The 20,070-nt window shown below is 61.7% G+C and carries 16 protein-coding genes and 2 tRNA genes; 15 read left to right on the forward strand and 3 right to left on the reverse strand.

The window, feature by feature from the left end:
- The 10 genes from dnaA to B586_RS00050 all read left to right on the forward strand — a co-directional run bounded on the left by dnaA (position 1) and on the right by B586_RS00050 (position 13,709).
- Positions 1 to 1,527, forward strand: a complete 1,527-nt coding sequence (gene dnaA, locus B586_RS00005; RefSeq protein WP_054879057.1) for a chromosomal replication initiator protein DnaA — start codon at positions 1 to 3, stop codon at positions 1,525 to 1,527.
- Between the two features lie 530 nt (positions 1,528 to 2,057).
- Entirely contained in the window at positions 2,058 to 3,257 is a 1,200-nt protein-coding gene (gene dnaN, locus B586_RS00010; protein WP_054879056.1) for a DNA polymerase III subunit beta, read from the forward strand.
- Positions 3,258 to 4,415 carry a DNA replication/repair protein RecF gene (recF, locus tag B586_RS00015; RefSeq protein WP_054879055.1) on the forward strand — a complete coding sequence of 386 codons (1,158 nt, stop codon included), beginning with the start codon at positions 3,258 to 3,260 and terminating at the stop codon, positions 4,413 to 4,415. It begins immediately after the preceding gene.
- On the forward strand, positions 4,412 to 4,975 hold the full coding sequence (locus B586_RS00020) for a DUF721 family protein (RefSeq protein WP_054879054.1): 564 nt from the start codon (positions 4,412 to 4,414) through the stop codon (positions 4,973 to 4,975). Before recF ends, B586_RS00020 begins: the two co-directional genes overlap by 4 nt.
- Positions 4,976 to 5,191: 216 nt before the next feature.
- Entirely contained in the window at positions 5,192 to 7,222 is a 2,031-nt protein-coding gene (gyrB, locus tag B586_RS00025) for a DNA topoisomerase (ATP-hydrolyzing) subunit B (RefSeq protein WP_047315663.1), read from the forward strand.
- Between the two features lie 43 nt (positions 7,223 to 7,265).
- A complete protein-coding gene (gene gyrA, locus B586_RS00030) occupies positions 7,266 to 11,045 on the forward strand; it encodes an intein-containing DNA gyrase subunit A (RefSeq protein WP_054879053.1) in 3,780 nt (1,259 codons plus the stop codon).
- A 104-nt stretch (positions 11,046 to 11,149) separates the two neighbouring features.
- Positions 11,150 to 12,061, forward strand: coding sequence for a DUF3566 domain-containing protein (locus tag B586_RS00035; RefSeq protein ID WP_054879052.1), 912 nt, complete (start codon positions 11,150 to 11,152; stop codon positions 12,059 to 12,061).
- A gap of 85 nt (positions 12,062 to 12,146) precedes the next feature.
- Positions 12,147 to 12,220, forward strand: a tRNA-Ile gene (locus B586_RS00040).
- A 139-nt stretch (positions 12,221 to 12,359) separates the two neighbouring features.
- Positions 12,360 to 12,432: transfer RNA gene (locus B586_RS00045), tRNA-Ala, on the forward strand.
- 92 nt (positions 12,433 to 12,524) lie between these two features.
- Positions 12,525 to 13,709: an IS481 family transposase gene (locus B586_RS00050; protein ID WP_054879051.1), complete on the forward strand. Its 1,185-nt coding sequence runs from the start codon at positions 12,525 to 12,527 to the stop codon at positions 13,707 to 13,709.
- 102 nt (positions 13,710 to 13,811) lie between these two features.
- On the opposite strand, the gene B586_RS00055 is transcribed toward B586_RS00050, so the two are convergent.
- Together B586_RS00055 and B586_RS00060 are read right to left on the reverse strand one after the other, a co-directional pair.
- A complete protein-coding gene (locus tag B586_RS00055; RefSeq protein ID WP_054879050.1) occupies positions 13,812 to 14,804 on the reverse strand; it encodes a tyrosine-type recombinase/integrase in 993 nt (330 codons plus the stop codon).
- Positions 14,774 to 15,001 (reverse strand): hypothetical protein, encoded by a 228-nt coding sequence (locus B586_RS00060; protein WP_054879049.1) that lies wholly within the window; start codon positions 14,999 to 15,001, stop codon positions 14,774 to 14,776. Before B586_RS00060 ends, B586_RS00055 begins: the two co-directional genes overlap by 31 nt.
- A gap of 408 nt (positions 15,002 to 15,409) precedes the next feature.
- On the opposite strand from B586_RS00060, the gene B586_RS00065 reads away from it, so the two are divergent.
- From B586_RS00065 to B586_RS00075, 3 genes are all read left to right on the forward strand, one after another.
- A complete protein-coding gene (locus tag B586_RS00065) occupies positions 15,410 to 15,724 on the forward strand; it encodes a hypothetical protein (protein ID WP_054879048.1) in 315 nt (104 codons plus the stop codon).
- Positions 15,724 to 16,218 carry a hypothetical protein gene (locus B586_RS00070; RefSeq protein WP_054879047.1) on the forward strand — a complete coding sequence of 165 codons (495 nt, stop codon included), beginning with the start codon at positions 15,724 to 15,726 and terminating at the stop codon, positions 16,216 to 16,218. Before B586_RS00065 ends, B586_RS00070 begins: the two co-directional genes overlap by 1 nt.
- A gap of 160 nt (positions 16,219 to 16,378) precedes the next feature.
- Positions 16,379 to 17,206 carry a phage major capsid protein gene (locus tag B586_RS00075; protein ID WP_054879046.1) on the forward strand — a complete coding sequence of 276 codons (828 nt, stop codon included), beginning with the start codon at positions 16,379 to 16,381 and terminating at the stop codon, positions 17,204 to 17,206.
- Between the two features lie 151 nt (positions 17,207 to 17,357).
- Here B586_RS00075 and B586_RS00080 read toward each other — a convergent pair whose 3' ends face one another.
- A complete protein-coding gene (locus tag B586_RS00080; protein WP_054879045.1) occupies positions 17,358 to 18,317 on the reverse strand; it encodes a DUF4238 domain-containing protein in 960 nt (319 codons plus the stop codon).
- 358 nt (positions 18,318 to 18,675) lie between these two features.
- Here B586_RS00080 and B586_RS00085 point away from each other — a divergent pair, with 358 nt between their 5' ends.
- Together B586_RS00085 and B586_RS00090 are read left to right on the forward strand one after the other, a co-directional pair.
- Entirely contained in the window at positions 18,676 to 19,170 is a 495-nt protein-coding gene (locus B586_RS00085; protein ID WP_082607454.1) for a helix-turn-helix domain-containing protein, read from the forward strand.
- Positions 19,167 to 19,724 carry a PIN domain-containing protein gene (locus tag B586_RS00090; protein ID WP_054879044.1) on the forward strand — a complete coding sequence of 186 codons (558 nt, stop codon included), beginning with the start codon at positions 19,167 to 19,169 and terminating at the stop codon, positions 19,722 to 19,724. The genes B586_RS00085 and B586_RS00090 overlap by 4 nt, the downstream gene beginning before the upstream one ends.
- Positions 19,725 to 20,070: the final 346 nt, after the last annotated feature.

Raw genomic sequence — 20,070 nt, forward strand, 5'->3', positions numbered from 1 at the left:
TTGACCGATGACCCTGGTCTAGGTTTCACCACGGTTTGGAACGCGGTCGTCTCCGAACTCAACGGCGAATCCAACGCGGACGACGGAGCCACCAACGACAACGCCCTCGTCACTCCGCTAACTCCTCAGCAAAGAGCATGGCTGAATCTTGTTCAGCCGCTCACCATCGTCGAGGGATTTGCTCTTTTATCGGTGCCCAGCAGCTTTGTCCAAAATGAGATTGAACGTCATCTGCGCACACCGATCACCGATGCACTCAGCCGTCGACTCGGACAACAGATACAACTCGGGGTCCGCATCGCACCGCCCGCTGCCGACAACGTTGACGACAATTTCCCACCAGCAGAATCCATCCCACCAGCCGAAGTCCTTCCAGCAGACGATTGCGGCACAGATACCGACGAGAATTACGGGGAGCCTCTTGCGGACGGGCACCAGGGTTGGCCAGCCTACTTCACCGAACGTCCACGCCATGCCGAATCGGCCGCCGTAGGAGGTACCAGCCTCAATCGCCGCTACACCTTCGAAACGTTCGTCATTGGCGCCTCGAATCGGTTCGCACATGCCGCCGCGCTAGCGATCGCCGAAGCACCAGCCCGGGCCTACAACCCTCTTTTCATTTGGGGCGAGTCGGGTCTTGGCAAAACACATCTGTTGCACGCCGCCGGCAACTACGCGCAGCGGCTGTTTCCAGGCATGCGGGTCAAATACGTCTCCACCGAGGAATTCACCAACGACTTCATCAACTCGCTCCGTGACGACCGCAAGGTCGCGTTCAAGCGCAGCTACCGCGACGTCGATGTGCTGCTCGTCGATGACATCCAGTTCATCGAGGGTAAAGAAGGTATCCAAGAAGAGTTCTTCCATACCTTCAACACCTTGCATAACGCCAACAAGCAAATCGTCATCTCTTCTGACCGCCCGCCGAAACAGCTCGCCACCCTCGAGGACCGATTGAGGACCCGGTTCGAGTGGGGGCTCATTACCGACGTACAACCCCCTGAACTGGAAACCCGCATCGCCATCCTGCGCAAGAAAGCACAGATGGAACGCCTCGCGGTGCCTGACGATGTCCTCGAGCTCATCGCCAGCAGCATCGAACGCAACATCCGCGAGCTCGAGGGAGCTCTCATCAGGGTCACCGCGTTTGCCTCGCTGAACAAGACTCCAATCGACAAAGCATTAGCGGAGATCGTGCTGCGCGACCTGATCGCAGACGCCAGCACGATGCAAATCAGTTCGGCGACCATCATGGCGGCCACCGCCGAATACTTCGACACCACCATCGAAGAACTCCGCGGGCCGGGCAAAACCCGAGCGCTGGCCCAGTCACGCCAGATCGCGATGTATCTGTGTCGTGAGCTCACCGACCTCTCGCTGCCCAAGATCGGCCAAGCATTCGGCCGTGACCACACCACGGTGATGTACGCCCAGCGAAAGATCTTGTCCGAGATGGCCGAGCGACGCGAGGTGTTCGATCACGTCAAAGAACTCACCACTCGCATCCGACAGCGGTCCAAGCGCTGACTCTCGGTGCACAACACGTGCATCCTTCGGAAAAAACTTCTTGCACGCACGTCACACCAGCCACATCCCCAAGGTGTGTGCACTTCTGTGGACAAACTAGGTATACCGACGTGCACCAATCCCCGATTCCGTGCACACCCATAGTTGATCCACAGCGGCGGATCACAGACCCTGCAGTTATCAACACCGACATCCACACTTCAACAGCTCTTCTAGCTGCAATAAGACCTGGTTGTCCCCAAAATTCACACCCCTTAATACTGATACCGAGATCTCTCCGTTATTTCTTGTTTGAAGAACGGCACTGGGGATGTTGCGTTGCACAGGACGCCTTGACGTGACCGCAACCGTGGTTGTCACCGTCGTCGCCTAGCTTTTAAGTTGGCGCTCGAAGATCTACGGTTGTTCTTCGACTGCCGTTGCGGGCGTCGTGGCGCACTGCGTGTCACCGGCGTTCGTTGCGGTGGGCCCCACGCTAGCGGGGGAGGCTAGCCACTGGATTTCAACTGATTCTTAGGTGAAGGGACGCCATGGACCCGGCCACGACCAATGCTGGCCTCAGCGATTTGAAATTTCGTTTGGCACGCGAGTCGTTCGCCGACGCGGTGTCGTGGGTGGCGAAAAATCTGCCCACCAGGCCGGCGGTACCGGTGCTATCCGGTGTGCTGCTGACCGGTTCGGATAGCGGCCTGACGATCTCTGGATTCGACTATGAGGTTTCTGCCGAAGTTCAGGTTGCTGCCGAAATAGCTTCTCCTGGAAGCGTTTTGGTATCTGGAAGGTTGTTGTCAGATATCACCCGGGCGCTTCCGAACAAGCCGGTTGACTTCTACGTGGACGGTAATCGGGTCGCCTTGACTTGCGGAAATGCTAGGTTCTCGTTGCCGACGATGGCGGTTGAGGATTACCCCACGCTGCCGACGTTGCCGGACGAGACTGGGACGTTGCCGTCGGATCTGTTCGCTGAGGCGATCGGTCAGGTTGCTATCGCGGCCGGCCGCGACGACACACTGCCCATGCTGACCGGGATTCGGGTCGAGATCTCAGGTGACACGGTGGTTTTGGCCGCCACCGATAGATTCCGTCTGGCAGTCCGCGAGTTGACATGGTCGGCGTTGTCGTCGGACATCGAGGCGGCGGTGCTAGTGCCAGCCAAAACGTTGGCGGAGGCTGCCAAAGCCGGGACCGACGGCTCTGACGTTTGCCTGTCATTGGGCGCTGGAACCGGCGTCGGAAAGGACGGGCTGCTCGGCATCAGCGGTGGCGGTAAGCGCAGCACCACCCGGCTTCTTGACGCCGAGTTTCCGAAGTTCCGGCAGTTGTTGCCGGCTGAGCACACCGCGGTGGCCACCATCAACGTGGCCGAGTTGACCGAGGCGATCAAGCTGGTGGCGTTGGTAGCTGACCGTGGCGCGCAAGTGCGCATGGAATTTGGCGACGGCATGCTGCGGCTTTCCGCCGGCGCTGACGATGTGGGCCGAGCCGAAGAAGATCTCGCCGTCGATTTTGCCGGTGAACCGTTGACCATCGCGTTCAACCCGAGCTATCTGACCGATGGACTTGCCTCGGTGCATGCAGAACGGGTGTCATTTGGTTTCACGACACCGGGCAAACCCGCGTTGCTGCGTCCAGCGTCTAATGACGATGTCCCTCCGACGCACGGCGGCCCCTTCCCCGCGCTGCCAACCGACTATGTGTACCTGCTGATGCCAGTTCGGTTGCCTGGATAGGTGTACGTCCGGCATTTGGGATTGCGTGACTTTCGGTCCTGGGCTCACGCCGACCTCGAATTGCATCCAGGCCGGACCGTGTTCGTCGGCCCCAATGGTAATGGCAAGACGAATCTGATTGAAGCACTGTGGTATTCGACCACCTTAGGTTCGCACCGGGTGGGGACCGATATGCCGTTAATCAGAGCGGGCACAATCCGGGCCGTAGTTTCGACGATCGTCGTTAATGAAGGTAGGGAATGTGCGATTGATCTGGAGATCGCGGCAGGACGGGCGAACAAGGCGCGATTGAACCGTTCACCTGTGCGCGGTATGCGCGAGGTGGTTGGGGTATTGCGAGCGGTGCTGTTTGCTCCCGAAGACTTGGCGTTAGTTCGTGGAGATCCTGCCGATCGGCGCCGTTACTTGGATGATTTGGCGACCGTGCGCCGGCCGGTGATCGCCGCGGTGCGCGCCGACTACGACAAAGTGCTGCGGCAGCGCACCGCATTGCTGAAGTCTCTCGCGGCGGCGCGGTATCGAAGTGACCAGGGTGCGCTGGACACTCTCGACGTGTGGGACACCCGATTGGCTGAGCACGGCGCCGAGTTGATGGCCGCACGCATCGACTTGGTGAACCAGTTGGCGCCAGAAGTGGGAAAGGCGTATCAGCTGCTGGCACCGGGATCGCGCGCCGCGTCGATCAGCTACCGCGCCAGCCTCGAGATCGGGGGTGCCGCAGGTGTTGGGAGCAGCGACCGCGGCTCGCTACAAGCCGATCTGTTAGCTGCGTTGTCGGCGCGTCGGGACGCCGAGTTGGAACGCGGCATGTGCCTGGTCGGTCCGCATCGCGATGACCTCGAGTTGCGACTCGGCGACCAACCCGCCAAAGGCTTTGCTAGCCACGGGGAATCGTGGTCGTTGGCGGTAGCGCTGCGGCTGGCGGCCTATGAGCTATTACGTGCCGATGGCAGCGAACCAGTGTTGCTGCTTGACGATGTATTTGCCGAACTCGATGCCGCCCGTCGTCGGGCATTGGCAGCAGTGGCGGAGTCAGCGGAGCAGGTGTTGGTAACCGCGGCGGTGCTGGAGGACATTCCCGCGGGCTGGGACGCTAGGCGGGTGACCATCGATCTGTGCGACAGCGATTCGGGACGGGTATCTGTGGTGCAACCGTGACCGAGTCCAACGAGTCGCCTGACCGTGATTGCACCGAATCGCTAAGCGCGTTGACGGGTATCGACTTGGTTAGGCGCACTCTTGAGGAAGCCCGCGCTGCGGCTCGTGCGCAGGGAAAAGACGCCGGTCGCGGGCGCGTCTTACCGCCCGCTCCACGCCGCGTTGCAGGTCAACGTCGGAGCTGGTCGGGTCCGGGGCCCGATGTCCGTGATCCGCAGCCCCTGGGCAAGGTGGCACGTGATCTGGCGAAAAAACGCGGTTGGTCTGCGCAGGTTGCCGAGGGCATGGTGTTCGGTCAGTGGGCGTCGGTGGTCGGCGGACAGATCGCCGACCATGCGTCCCCGATCGGACTCAACAATGGTGTGCTCAGCGTCGCAGCCGAATCGACAGCCTGGGCTACCCAGTTGCGGATGATGCAGGCACAGCTGCTGGCCAAGATCGCGGCGGCCGTCGGCCATGGTGTGGTGACGTCACTGAAAATCACTGGTCCGGCCGCACCGTCATGGCGGAAGGGGCCGCGGCACATCGCTGGCAGAGGGCCGCGCGATACCTACGGCTAGCCGAGCACCGGCTCAGAGCCGCCAGAACGAAACAGACCAGCATGGCTAACGTCGGGACGTTCCGTGAATGAAGATATCGAGCGCACGACGCGACCAGATAGGCAGAAACGCCCCCAGAAAATCGGTGCTGACAATCGATCACGGTAGAGTGAAGGGGTGCGACCGCTGCGGTGACTGGACCGCTCGCAATGCAACCCCAAGGAGAGCACTCGGACCGTGGCTGCCCAGAAGAAGGCCCAAGAGGAATACGGCGCTGCATCCATCACCATTCTTGAAGGGCTGGAGGCCGTTCGTAAACGTCCCGGTATGTACATCGGGTCGACCGGTGAGCGCGGTCTGCACCACCTCATATGGGAGGTGGTGGACAACTCGGTAGACGAGGCGATGGCCGGTTATGCCACGCAAGTCGATGTGCGGCTACTCGACGACGGCAGCGTCGAGGTCGCCGACAACGGTCGTGGTATTCCGGTGGCGATGCATGCCACCGGGGTGCCGACCGTCGACGTCGTCATGACCCAATTGCACGCCGGCGGCAAGTTCGGTGGTGAGAACAGCGGCTATAACGTCAGTGGCGGTTTGCACGGGGTCGGTGTGTCGGTGGTCAACGCACTGTCCACCCGACTTGAGGTCGACATCAAACGCGACGGACACGAATGGTCACAGTTCTACGACCGGGCCGTGCCAGGCACTCTCAAACAGGGTGAAGCCACCAAGAAGACGGGAACAACGATCAGGTTCTGGGCAGATCCTGACATCTTCGAAACCACCGAGTACGACTTCGAGACGGTGGCGCGGCGGCTTCAGGAAATGGCGTTCCTGAACAAGGGTTTGACGATCAATCTCATCGACGAGCGGGTTAAGCAGGACGAGGTTGTCGACGAGGTCGTCAGCGACACGGCCGAGGCGCCCAAGACCGCCGAAGAAAAGGCGGCCGAGTCGAGCGCGCCGCACAAGGTCAAACACCGCACGTTCCACTACCCCGGCGGCCTGGTGGACTTCGTCAAGCACATCAACCGGACCAAGAGCCCGATTCAGCAGAGCATCATTGACTTTGACGGCAAAGGCGCCGGTCATGAGGTCGAAATTGCGATGCAGTGGAACGGTGGCTACTCGGAGTCAGTGCACACCTTCGCGAACACGATCAACACCCACGAGGGCGGCACCCACGAAGAGGGTTTCCGCAGCGCCTTGACGTCAGTGGTGAACAAGTACGCCAAAGACAAGAAACTGCTCAAGGACAAAGACCCCAACCTGACGGGCGACGATATCCGCGAAGGCCTGGCGGCGGTTATCTCGGTGAAGGTCAGCGAGCCACAATTCGAGGGACAGACCAAGACCAAGCTCGGTAACACCGAGGTCAAATCGTTCGTGCAGAAGGTCTGCAATGAGCAGCTCACCCACTGGTTTGAAGCCAACCCCGCAGATGCGAAAGTGGTTGTAAATAAGGCGGTATCGTCGGCGCAAGCCCGAATCGCGGCACGCAAAGCACGAGAGTTGGTACGCCGCAAGAGCGCTACCGATCTTGGTGGGCTGCCTGGTAAACTGGCCGACTGCCGCTCTACTGATCCCCGGAAGTCGGAACTGTATGTAGTGGAAGGTGATTCGGCCGGTGGCTCGGCAAAGAGCGGTCGCGATTCAATGTTCCAGGCGATCCTTCCGTTGCGCGGCAAGATCATCAACGTGGAAAAGGCACGCATCGACCGGGTGCTGAAGAACACCGAAGTCCAGGCAATCATTACGGCACTGGGCACCGGGATCCATGACGAATTCGACATCTCCAAGCTGCGCTACCACAAGATTGTGTTGATGGCCGACGCCGACGTCGACGGCCAGCACATCTCGACGCTGTTATTGACCTTACTGTTCCGGTTCATGCGGCCGCTCATCGAACACGGGCACGTGTTCTTGGCGCAGCCGCCGCTCTACAAGTTGAAGTGGCAGCGCACCGATCCGGAATTTGCCTACTCCGATCGCGAGCGCGACGGGCTGTTGGAGGCCGGGCTCAAGGCCGGCAAGAAGATCAACAAAGAAGACGGCATCCAACGCTACAAAGGTCTAGGTGAAATGGATGCCAAAGAGCTGTGGGAAACCACGATGGATCCGTCGGTGCGAGTTTTGCGCCAAGTCACACTGGATGACGCGGCAGCGGCCGACGAGTTGTTCTCCATCTTGATGGGTGAGGACGTCGACGCGCGCCGAAGCTTTATCACCCGTAATGCCAAGGACGTTCGATTCCTGGATGTCTAACCAACCGGACATGCCTTCGACGTGCGATGCAAACGAGGAATAAATGACTGATACCACGCTGCCACCGGGTGACGGTTCCATCGAGCGGATCGAGCCGGTCGATATTCAGCAGGAAATGCAGCGCAGCTACATCGATTACGCGATGAGCGTGATCGTCGGCCGCGCGTTGCCGGAAGTGCGTGACGGCCTCAAACCGGTGCACCGGCGGGTGCTGTACGCGATGTTCGACTCTGGGTTCCGCCCGGACCGCAGCCACGCGAAATCGGCGCGGTCGGTCGCCGAGACCATGGGCAACTACCATCCGCACGGCGACGCATCGATTTACGACACCTTAGTGCGGATGGCACAGCCATGGTCGCTGCGCTATCCGCTCGTTGATGGCCAGGGCAACTTCGGCTCGCCGGGCAACGATCCGCCGGCTGCGATGCGCTACTGTTGCTCCGGAGATGCATTGGTGCGCCTGCCATTTGGGCAGTCGATGCGGATTGGCGATGTAGTCCGTGAAGCCCGTCCTAACTCTGACAATACAGTCGAATTGAAGGTCCTCGACCGGCACGGAAACCCCGTCGCGGCCGACCGCCTGTTTCATTCGGGCGAGCATCAGACCTACACGGTGCGCACCGCTGAAGGCTATGAGGTCACCGGCACCGCGAACCACCCGTTGCTGTGCCTAGTCGACGTCGGCGGCGTACCCACGTTGCTATGGAAGCTGATTGAGGAAATCCGACCCGACGACTACGTCGCACTGCAGCGGACCCCGCCGGTGGAGTTTGGTCCGGCGGACTGGCATTCCACGATGGAAGCACTGCTGCTCGGAGCCTTTATCAGTGAGGGCTTCGTGTCCGAGGCTCGTGCTGGATTCAACAACCTTGACCGCGACTACTTCACCATGGTCGTTAGCGCGTACGACGCGGTTGTGGGTGGCCGGCGCTATATATCGTCTCGGACCATCGCCTCGGGGTCGACGCTGCTCGAACTCGATGTTCACAACCTCAGCGAATTCAAGAAGACAAGACTCGGCGATTTGTGCGGGCAGCGGTCTGTGGACAAGTCGGTCCCCAGCTGGCTGTGGCACTCCCCCGCCGCCGTCAAACGAGTGTTCCTTCAAGCGTTGTTTGAAGGTGATGGATCGTGCTCGAGATTGCCGCGCAATACGATTCAAATCTCCTACTCGACGCGCAGTGAGCGGCTGGCCGCCGATGTCCAGCAGATGCTGCTCGAGTTCGGGGTGGTATCTAAGCGTTACCGCCATGCGGTTGGTGAGTACAAGGTCGTCATCACCAACCGCGCCCAAGCCGAAATGTTCGCGACACAAGTCGGTTTCGGCGGCGCTAAGCAAACCAAGCTAACCCAAATCCTGAGTTCCATGCCCCCATGCGCTGGCATGGATACCGATCACGTCCCGGGACTGGCCAAGTTCATTCGTAAACACTGCGGCAGCCGGTGGGTCGACAAAGATTGGCTCAATCGACACAATGTCGACCGTATCCAACGTTGGCGCACCCGCAGCGCCGAGATCCTGGCCCACATCGCTGATCCCGATGTCCGCGCCATCGCCACCGACCTCACCGATGGCCGGTTCTACTACGCACGCGTCGCGTCCGTAACCGACGCCGGCGTCCAGCCGGTGTTCAGCCTGCGCGTTGATACCGAGGACCACGCGTTTCTGACCAACGGGTTCGTCAGCCACAACACCGAGGCCCGGCTCACCCCGCTGGCGATGGAGATGTTGCGCGAGATCGACGAGGAGACAGTCGATTTCATACCTAACTACGACGGCCGGGTGCAGGAACCGACAGTGCTGCCCAGCCGGTTCCCCAACCTGTTGGCCAACGGCTCCGGCGGCATCGCGGTCGGCATGGCGACCAATATCCCGCCGCACAACCTGCGTGAGCTCGCCGACGCCGTGTTCTGGTGCTTGGAGAACCACGACGCCGACGAAGAGGCGACGCTAGCTGCCGTCATGGAGCGGGTCAAAGGCCCCGACTTCCCCACCGCCGGATTGATCGTTGGCTCGCAAGGCATCGCCGATGCCTACAAGACCGGCCGCGGTTCCATCCGAATGCGCGGAGTCGTTGAGGTCGAAGAAGATTCGCGCGGCCGAACATCGCTGGTCATCACCGAGCTGCCGTATCAGGTCAACCACGACAACTTCATCACCTCGATCGCCGAGCAGGTCCGTGACGGCCGGCTCGCCGGCATCTCCAACGTGGAAGACCAGGGCAGCGACCGGGTGGGTGTGCGCATCGTCGTCGAGATCAAGCGTGACGCGGTGGCCAAGGTCGTGCTCAACAATCTGTACAAGCACACCCAGTTGCAAACCAGCTTTGGCGCCAACATGCTGTCGATCGTCGACGGTGTGCCGCGCACACTGCGGCTGGATCAGATGATTCGCCACTACGTCGAGCACCAACTGGACGTCATCGTCCGGCGCACGACCTACCGGCTGCGCAAGGCCAACGAACGGGCCCACATTTTGCGCGGACTGGTCAAAGCGCTCGACGCGCTAGATGAGGTCATTGCGCTGATCCGGGCATCGCAGACCGTGGACATCGCCCGGGCTGGGTTGATCGAGCTACTTGACATCGACGACATCCAGGCCCAGGCCATCCTGGACATGCAGTTGCGGCGTCTGGCGGCGTTGGAGCGTCAGCGCATCATCGACGACCTGGCCAAGATCGAGGCCGAGATCGCCGACCTGGAAGACATCCTGGCGAAGCCGGAGCGGCAGCGCGGCATCGTGCGCGACGAGCTGGCTGAGATCGCGGAGAAATACGGCGATGACCGCCGTACCCGGATCATCGCGGCTGACGGCGACGTCAACGATGAGGACCTGATCGCTCGCGAAGAGGTCGTCGTCACTATCACCGAAACCGGATACGCCAAGCGCACCAAGACCGATCTGTACCGCAGCCAGAAGCGCGGCGGGAAGGGGGTTCAGGGCGCCGGGCTGAAACAGGATGACATCGTCCGGCATTTCTTCGTGTGTTCGACCCACGACTGGATCCTGTTCTTCACCACCCAGGGCCGGGTATACCGGGCCAAGGCCTACGAATTGCCGGAGGCCTCTCGGACGGCGCGCGGGCAGCACGTAGCCAACCTGCTTGCGTTCCAGCCCGAAGAGCGCATTGCCCAGATCATTCAGATCCGCGGTTATGAGGACGCCCCATACTTGGTGCTTGCCACGCATAACGGTCTGGTCAAGAAGTCCAAGTTGACCGACTTCGACTCCAACCGTTCGGGTGGGATCGTGGCGATCAACCTGCGTGACAATGATGAGCTGGTCGGTGCGGTGCTGTGCGCGGCCGATGACGACCTGCTTCTGGTATCGGCCAACGGCCAGTCCATCAGGTTCTCGGCGACCGACGAGGCGCTGCGCCCGATGGGGCGCGCCACCTCCGGTGTGCAGGGCATGCGGTTTAACGCCGATGACCGGCTGTTGTCGTTGAATGTGGTTCGCGAAGACACCTACCTGCTTGTCGCGACGTCCGGGGGCTACGCCAAACGCACCGCCATCGAGGAGTACCCGGTGCAGGGCCGCGGCGGAAAGGGTGTCCTGACGGTCATGTATGACCGTCGACGCGGCAGCCTGGTCGGGGCCGTCGTGGTCGATGAAGACAGTGAGCTGTACGCGATTACCTCCGGGGGCGGGGTAATCCGCACGACGGCACGCCAGGTCCGCCAGGCGGGACGCCAGACCAAGGGCGTTCGGTTGATGAACTTGGGCGAGGGCGACACACTGTTAGCCATCGCACGCAATGCTGAAGAAAGCGCCGACGACAATGTCGGGGAAAGCGACGGTGCTGAGGAGTCGGGTACCTAGCTGTTTCCGGGCCTTTTCCGGGCCCGATAGCAATACTCAGCCCGACCGGACATAATGCGACTGCCACCGCCCGGGCGGCCAAGGTAGCAATGTAAGGAGTCGGGGTGACGTCACCGAACGAGCCGAGGGCCCTCAACCAGGGCGACAGCCTGATGGGGGATGGTTCGGTCGAGCGTGCTGGTCTACACCGCGCGACGTCCGCACCGGGAGGGCCACCGGGGGGCCTACCAGGGGGCCGCAGCCCGGAGCCCAACGACTCACCGCCCTGGCAGCGCGGGGCAGCCCGAGCCTCCCACCCCGGTTATCGCCCGTCAGAACCGCACACCGACGCGCGGCCGTCGAGCTCGGTACCAGGTGCGGACGTCCGGCTGAACCGCTTTATCTCCGGCACGGCTGCACCGGCGGTGGGCGCACAGCTGACCGGGAAGAACAATTCGACACAGGAATTGGAGCCTGTTCCGGCGCGCCAGGAGGTCCCACCCGCCGAGGCTTACGCCAGCGAGTTGCCGGATCTGTCCGGACCAGTCCCCCGGGCCGTACCGCGCAAACCTGCGCCCGATCGCGGTTCGGGCACGCCGGGAACGGGCCGTTCAGCGATCGCCGAAGCCCGAGAAACCAGTGAGGCCCGGGTCCAGGTATCGCGCCGAAGCCGGGGTCCGGTGCGGGCCAGCATGCAGATCCGGCGGATCGATCCGTGGAGCACGTTAAAGGTGTCCCTATTGCTTTCGGTCGCGTTGTTCTTTGTCTGGATGATCGCGGTGGCGTTCCTCTACCTAGTGCTCGGCGGCATGGGTGTGTGGGCCAAGCTCAACAGCAACGTCGGCGACCTGTTGAACAACACCAGCGGCAGCAGCGGAGAACTTGTCTCCAGCAGCACCATCTTCGGCGGCGCTGTCTTGATCGGCCTGGTCAACATCGTGTTGATGACCGCGATGGCTACCATCGCCGCGTTTGTCTACAACCTGACCACCGATCTGGTCGGCGGCGTCGAAGTCACCCTCGCAGACCTGGACTAGGTTATGACGATGCTGGTCTGGTGCCCGTTTTTTGGGGGTGGAGCGCCCATTGCGGTAATCTCGTCGCTCGGCCGTACGCGAGTAGGGGCCTATAGCTCAGGCGGTTAGAGCGCTTCGCTGATAACGAAGAGGTCGGAGGTTCGAGTCCTCCTAGGCCCACAACCATGTGCATGTCCAGACGTTGTGTGAGGCTCGTGGTGCCGCTGGTTTTGATCGCTGTGGTGGCGGCGGTGGTGCGGTCACGACGCGGCGTCGAGGTCTGGCACGTGGCGGAAGTTGATATGCCCGATCATGACGAGGGGCCTTAGCTCAGTTGGTAGAGCACTGCCTTTGCAAGGCAGGTGTCAGGGGTTCGATTCCCCTAGGCTCCACAAGGCAAAATGTATGACGTCGGTTGATGCTTGATGTTTTGGCTTCGGCTGATGCTTGACAGCTACTTCGGTTGATCCTTGACACTCCCTTAATGAGGGAGTTGAGCGTGGCTGAGCAGAGGTATCAGGCCGTGTTGGCGGTTATTAGTGATGGTTTGTCGATTCGTCAGGTCGCCGAGAAGTGGGGGGTGTCGCGCCAGACGCTGCATGCCTGGTTGGCCCGCTACGAGGCCGAAGGCCTCGATGGGCTGGTGGATCGGTCGCATCGGCCGGTGTCGTGTCCGCATCAGATGGGTGCGCAGGTCGAGGCCGAGTTGTTGGAGTTGCGTCGGTCGCGGCCGTATTGGGGTCCGCGGCGGTTGGTGTTCGAGCTGGGCAAGCGTGGTGTGTCTCCGGTGCCGTCGGAGTCGGCGGCCTATCGGGCGTTGGTGCGGGCCGCGATGATTGATCCGAGCCTGCGGGATCGGCGTTCGCGGAAGTGGAAGCGCTGGGAACGCGGTGCGCCGATGGAGTTGTGGCAGATGGACATTGTGGGTGGTTTTGCGTTGGCTGATGGGACCAGCGCCAAAGCGTTGACCGGGATCGACGATCACTCCCGAATGTGTGTGTCGGCGAAGTTGATGGCACGGGAACGCACCCGCGCGGTCTGCGACGGGTTGCGGGCGGCTCTGGTGATCTATGGAGCCCCTGAGCAGATCTTGACCGATAACGGCAAGGTGTTCACCGGTCGGTTCAACCATCCTGCGGTGGAAGTGCTCTTTGATGCGATCTGCCGCCAGAACGGGATCGAGCACTTATTGACCCAGCCTCGCTCGCCGACGACGACGGGCAAGATCGAGCGGTTTCACCGCAGCCTGCGTGCTGAATTCCTCAGTGCGCACAAGCCTTTCGCCAACATCAAGACCGCCCAGCAGGCCCTTGATGAGTGGATCGTGTACTACAACAACACGCGGCCGCATCAGGGACTGGACATGGTGACACCGGCAGAAAGATTCGCCGCCGACGCGCGCACGTCTGTGTCGGCCGCAGCCCTCATGGGTGAGGACCGCACCGGCGACGACTGGGTCAGCCGCCGAGTGACCACCAACGGCGTGGTCAGTGTGGCTTGGCAGCAGGTCTGCGTGGGAGCCCATCACGCTGGGACCCGTTGCGATGTGCACGTCGACGGGGACCTGCTGCGGTTCTTCATCGGCCACGAATTGGTCAAGACCGCCGCGCGCACCAGCCGCGGCGAGGTAAGAAACAAACGGGCCTTCCGCACCCGCGAACAGGCCTAACCCATAACCCAGAGTGTCAAGGATCAACCGACACAGAAACATCAAGAATCAACCGACTCTGAACACTCCACAAGGCAAAACCGCAGGTCAGATACTGCGTATTCAACACCGAGTATCGGCCGGAATGCCCTCCGTGACCACATTTTGACCACAATCGCGAGTTAATAGGGCGTTGATGGCCACCCCGACCGCCTCGACATCGGACCCGTACAGGTGGCCGTAGCGGTCTAGCGTCAGCCCCGCAGACTCGTGGCCGAGCATGTTCTGCAGCGCCTTAATGTTGGCGCCGGCCTGGATCGCCAGGGACGCCGCGGTGTGCCGCAACTCGTGCAACTTGAACTCGTACACGACCGCCGCCTTCCCGGCCGCGTTGGTTATCGTCCGGGGGAACAGCTCGGCCGCGGTGACCGCGCGCGACCACCACCGGCGCCGCACATTGGTCCCCCGCATGTAGCCGCCCGTCGTATCAGGGAACACCAGGGCGTCCGGATCCGCCGGCGCCAGGAGCTCGGCTACGAACGCCGGCACGCTCACCGTGCGGGCTTTCCCGTTCTTCGGCGAGCCCACCACGAACGAGCCGTCGACCAGCGTCACCGACCGCGACACCCGCACCCGCCGGTTCTCAATGTCGACGTCTCGCCACCGCAGCTCGGCGACCTCCCCGAACCGCAACCCACAAGTCCCCAGCATGTACACTAGCGGCCTGTGCACACCGGCCCCATCGGCCAGGGCGTGCAGCTGCTCCAGAGTCAGGAAGCGTTGCTCGGCAGCCCGTACAGACGGAAGTTCCACCCCGTCGACCGGGTTCAGCGCCAACCGGTTGTCATCAACCGCCATCGCGAGTACCTGGCGCAGAACACCGACCGTCTTGTGGACCGACGCCGGCGCCAGATCCACACTCAGATCCGCGACCCACTCACGGACGAACCGCCGACTGATGTCCCCCAACGCCACATCGGCATACTTCGCCAGCGCGGTGTCCAGCACCACCTGATAGCGGGCGCGGGTCGACTCCGTCAGCTTGTGCTTGGAGTCAAGCCAGGATTGGGCATACTCCCCCAGCTTCACCCGGCCCGCGGCCGGCGCAACGTACACCCCGCGCCGACGGGCCCACCGAGATCGGCTCGGTCGAATGGCTCGGCGACACCACGAGGGACGCCCGCGATCTGCTGGCCGGCACCCAAGATGACGACCCGCACGACGTCGACCGCTGGCTTACCGAATTGCTGGCAAACGGATCCATGCGCGCCACCGAGGTCTTCACCCGCCGCCGACGCCGCGGGCTTCTCCAAAGATCAAGCCAAGCGGGCCAAGCGCAGGCTGGCCGTGATCGCTGACCGGCCACTCAATCCCGGCCCCTGGTTCTGGTCGTTGCTGGGCGAATCGAAAGCAGGGGGCACCAAGCAGGGAGCACCCCCCGACGTGCTCCCTGAGCTCCCTGCGCTCCCTGTGAGGTCAGACGGGGCAGAGCAGAGCGCAGAACCTAGCAGGGAGCAGAGCGCGCACGAGTGCTCCCTGCTACCCGCACCACCCCTGGAAGCTGCCACACCAACCCCTCTCGATGCCCGCCGTCAAGACCTCCGCACCCGCCGCACCGTCCGGCTCAAAGGCCGAGAGCTACCCCGCTGTGTCATCTGCGGCAAACCCGTGGTCGCCGGCCAGGGCGAACGCCACTTCTCTTGCAGCAAACAGGACGCCTCGTGAGTCGCGTCATCTTCCCGGACCCCGAAATCTGGACCACCACCCGAAAGGACACCAGCATGACCACCAACGTCCCGAGCGACAACGCCGCCATCGTCGCAATGGCCCGCGACTTTCAAGTGACCTACCATCTCACCGATTCCGGCGACGATCTGATCGGCGTCTGCGTCGAGGACGATGAGATCGGCGAGTTCGCAATGATGCTGACTAAAGAGCAAGCCCAAAAGGTCGCCACGCGGCTCACCGCCTTGCTGTGCGCTCTGCCCGAAGTACGTGCAGCCAAGCAACGACGAGAGAACAGGGAGAACAACTGATGACCGAAACCACCGATACCGCAACCACGGTCGAGACCACCGTGGACGACACCGAGGTTTCTAACGGAGCGGATGAAAACCCCGAAGGGGTGTCCGCCGACGCGGCCCACGAGTTCGACGAGCAGCAGAACGTGAATCGGGAAGCGGCTAAGTACCGCACCGAGCGGAACGAGGCTAGGGCCGAGCGGGACCGGCTCACCGAGCGCCTGACTACGTTGCAGCGGGCAGAGGTTGAACGGTTGGCCGGCGCCCATCTCGCCGACGGACAGGACTTCTGGCGCGACGGCACCCAGCTCGCCGATGTGCTCGACGACGCAGGGAACATCGACCCCGGCAAGGTCGAGGCCACCGCCACCGGGCTGCTCGAATCACACAGGCATTGGCGCAAACTGGGGCCGTCCGCTCCGTCCGCGTCCATCGTCACCGCAAATGACAAGATCGCCGGCGACGCCCGCCCGTCATTCGTAGACGCGTTTCGTCCCCGCAGCGAGTAGAATCAGCTGGTGCGGGCCGCTGTTCGGCCAGGCGCCATCCGGCCCGCACCGTTCGCCCCAGCGGGGCACCGGCACAGGCCCAGCGGGCAGCCGTTGAAAACCAACAGTTTTCACAGCGCTGCCCTGAATTGTGCTGTGACCGAACGAAAGCGAACCATCCATGACCGCTCGCACCACGAGCACGTCGGCCTACGCGTGGAGGCCCGACGAGGTTTTCTTCGCCGCCAACGAAGTCGTCGGCCCGGCGTTGATCCTGCGAACGTCGACCATCGCCGGCACTGTTGAGGGCGACACCCCCGTCGTCCGCTGCGCCTACGTCAACGACGCCGAAGCCGCCTATGTGGCCGAGGCCGCCACCATCAGCGAAAGCGACCCCGGGCTCGCCGAAGTGACCGTTGCGACAAAGAAGATCGCGCAGCTCGTCAAGATCTCCAACGAGCAATACCGGCAGGCCCAGACCGCGACCCAGCTCGCGCAGTCCGTTTCCCGCGCCCTCATCAAGAAGGCCGACCGCGACTACGTCACCAGCGTGTCGAACCCGGTCGGCCTGGCCAACATCACCGGCACCGTCGAGGCGGGCACCATCTCAACCGATTTGGATGGCTTGATCGACCTGGTGGCCGCGCTGGAATCCAACGGCGCCCAACCATCCCACATCCTGATGGACCCGATGTCGTGGGCCGAATTCCGCAAGTTGAAGGTCGGCGGCGTCGGCACCAACGAAAGCCTGCTGGGCGCGGGCACCACCGACGCGGCATCAATGCTGTTGAACCTTCCGGTCATCGTCAACAGGTTCATCGCACCCAGCACCGGGGCCGTATTGGACCGCAGCGCGGTCGTGTCAGCCGTCGGACCCGTCAGCGTCGCCACTAGCGAGCACGCGGCGTTCTCCAGCGACAGCGTTCTGCTGCGCGCGACGTGGCGGATCGGCTGGAACATCGTCCGGCCCAACTGGGTCGGATCGTTCGACATCGGCGGCGGCAGCTAACTGGAAGGCCAGCACCGGTTTGTCTCGGGGTGGGCAACCCCCACCCCGGGTCAGCCTCCCTACCGCCACGGTGCGCTAAAGGAGGTCTCTACGGTTCCCCAATTCCGGACATGGGGGCGTCCGAGACAAACCCGGGGCCGGTCAGCGCTCGTCATTCGGGGTACATATGGATCACTTCGCCGAGGTACTCCTCGGTGCCATCAGCAGCTTTCCGATAGCCAGGTCCCGTATCGAATCGGATTCGTGGTGACCGCGTTGACATTTCATGCTTGTCAATCGCGGTCCTCGATTGAGGGGTACCGATTACGAATTTATGGCAGTGCTTGAACATTTCCGCGTTGATCGCTCGGGGGTTGGGCGCGGTGGCACGCTTGTCATGTCGGTTTTCGCGGGTCATGACGAGTAGCGCGCTCGGGGAAAGCGGAAACCTGATTTCGTCGGCGCTGCCTATGCCGATCCCACCGCGTTGTGGCTCTGGGGATGCTCGGCGCGACGGATGAACCGGGCAATCACTGCTTATCAACACCGGATTGCCGAACTTGTAAACCGTCCAGTTCATCGCTTCGAGGTGGGGCGCGACCTTTGACACAGCAACGTCCATCGAGACACTGAAAACCATTTCGGGCGTGGGTATCTCGCCGCCAGGGGTCCCGTTGACGAACATCCATGCAGCTTCCACCTCGTTGTCGTCGGGCTCGGCGCCGTCCAAGTCGGAAATGTACTGGCGGACTACTGCTTTCGGAATGGGTCGATCATCGGTAGTGGCCGCTACGTTGCAAATGAAGTTGTGCCCCTCGTAGTGTTTGAGCGTCCTACTTAGCTGAAGCGCGGCGAATACTGCTAGCAGGGAACGACGTTCGCCACGGAGATCTCCGTGCTGGGTCAGGTCTCGCCGCAGATCAACCCACTCCCCCTCGACCTGCTGAAAGAGCTCCTCGCGATACTGTGCAAGCTGGCCTACACCATAGATACCGCCGGCGACCGCCACGTTGGCAACGCTAGTTACGATCGCTGCGCCGCCGTCACGGCGGCGATACGCAACCTGGCTGGCAGCATTTGCCCACGCGCTGAGGTATGTCCTCGGCACGAAGTGTGGTCGCTTGGTCGCCATCTTTTCAGGCTAACCAGGGGCCTAGAGCCAGGCAGCGTTGCAGCGGGGCTAGTGGTGCAGATGAGGCTACTGACGTTTGAGCTGCGCTTATACGTCTAAACCATGACAACAAGCAAATAGTGTGACCAGGATCACATTTTTACGCCAGCCAAAGTGACGGCCGTACACGCACCACGCCGGCCTGTAGACCTGTCTACAAGCGCCGTAAGGCGAGCGTTGCGCGTTCCGAGGGTCGTTGCTTACCCCAGGAGAATACCCACTCCTGTAGGCCTTTTGCGGGCCTTAAGGTCCGCAAAGCCGCAGGTAGAGGCCCTATCCCACCGTTGCGATTATTGCGTTTGCTTCGTATATTGCAGATATGAGCACCACGAAAGAACGCCGGAAGCCCAGGAAGGCCCAGGAACAGAGAGAATTCGAGGACGATACGAACGCGATCGACGCTGATCTGGCAAACCAAGCGCTATGCGCCCTCAACCAGATCCTCGACGAGCGAGCTCCGTCCTCAGGGGACGTTGATGTGACAATCGAAGGTAATAGCAAGGTGGTTAGGCTGCCACGCGGCCTAGGCGAGATTCTGCGACAGATTCTCGCCAGCGCTGCAGCCGGCCGAGCAGTTGCGGTAATGCCGGCTCATGCTGAGCTGACAACCCAAGAGGCCGCTGACATGCTCAATGTCTCGCGGCCGTACCTGATCAAACTCGTAGAAGACGGTGCAATCGAGTTCCGAAAAGTCGGGACTCACAGGCGTATCCAGGCTTCGTCTGTCCGTGCTTACCAGCGACAGATGGAACTCGATACGAAGAAAGCGGCAGACGAACTGACCGAACTGACCGAGGATCTGGAACTCTACTGACCTTCACAGTTGTCTACGACGCGAACGTTCTGTTCCCATCCGTGCTGCGCGACGTCCTCATCCGCGTAGCACGGATGGGGCTTAACCGCGCCCGTTGGTCTGAGCTAATTCTCGACGAGGTTTTCGACGCGATCCGCGAAAAGCGTCCTGACTTAGACCCGGCAAAGTTGACTCGTACACGCGCGCTGATGTGCGCGGCGGTCCCCGACTGTCTCATCGACTCGACGGCCGTAAACGCGCTAGTGCCTTCCTTGACACTTCCCGACCCTGACGATCGTCACGTGCTTGCGGCTGCGATCCTGGCCGGCGCCCAAGTCATTGTTACGACGAACCTAAAGGACTTTCCATCAGGTGAGCTGGAAAAGTTCAGTATCGAAGCCAAACACCCAGACGCATTCCTCCAAGACATCTATCACCTTGACGGTGCTCTGATGCATCAAGCCGTGAGTGAAGCGGCCGCCGCCTATAAGAGGCCGCCCATGACCGTCGGAGAACTGGTGGAGCGCCTCGACTCTCTGGGTCTCCCAATCTCAGCATCATTGCTGCGTCGATAAGGCCAATCGGTAATTCTTAGATGATTGATGTTGGCCACCGCGTGGCCACAATTTGACCACAGTTACAGATAACTACTGTTAACCACAGTTGTGCCTTTTGCACGTCGGTCCGCCTGTAACCCGTTGACCTGCAGCATGATTCGCCTTTGCAAGGCAGGTGTCAGGGGTTCGATTCCCCTAGGCTCCACAAAATTTTTGTCGGCGACGCCGTGGCCAACGGATGAGGGGCAGCGGGAACTAGAGGAAGCGATCGCGATGCCTGACGAGCCATTCGATGGCGGGCCGGTGACACGTGACGAGCTGCGACAGATTCAGGAAGGCATGCGCGGTGGCTCGCGGCCGCGAC

It is taken from the genome of Mycobacterium haemophilum DSM 44634, from assembly GCF_000340435.2.
Taxonomy (GTDB): domain Bacteria; phylum Actinomycetota; class Actinomycetes; order Mycobacteriales; family Mycobacteriaceae; genus Mycobacterium; species Mycobacterium haemophilum.